Raw genomic sequence first — 377 nt, forward strand, 5'->3', positions numbered from 1 at the left:
GCTACTAAGCCTCCTTTTAAATCCTGGAATTGAACCGGACTATTCGAAATAACTGCTTTTGTATTTTTATTGATGAGTTTACCCATTAATCCCTTCTGAAACGAAACATCTTTCAACACAGTAAATTGGTAAATATCATCATCACCTTTACCTCCCTCACGATTGGAAGAAAGATATCCATGTTTTCCTTCTGCATCCAGATACACGCCAAAATCATCCTTTTCAGTATTTACAGGATAGCCCATGTTTTTAATCTGATAGCCATGAGCTGTTTTTTCTGCAATAAAGATATCCAGTCCACCAACACCTACATGACCATTGGAAGCAAAATATAAACGACCACTCTGATGAATAAAAGGAAACATTTCATCTCCTTC

1 pseudogene is annotated in these 377 nt (G+C 36.6%); it reads right to left on the minus strand.

The window, feature by feature from the left end:
* Positions 1-377 (minus strand): annotated as a pseudogene (locus tag OM075_RS25805) (OmpA family protein); the annotation flags it as partial.

The organism is Plebeiibacterium sediminum (assembly GCF_026013605.1).
Taxonomy (GTDB): Bacteria; Bacteroidota; Bacteroidia; order Bacteroidales; family Marinilabiliaceae; genus Saccharicrinis; species Saccharicrinis sediminus.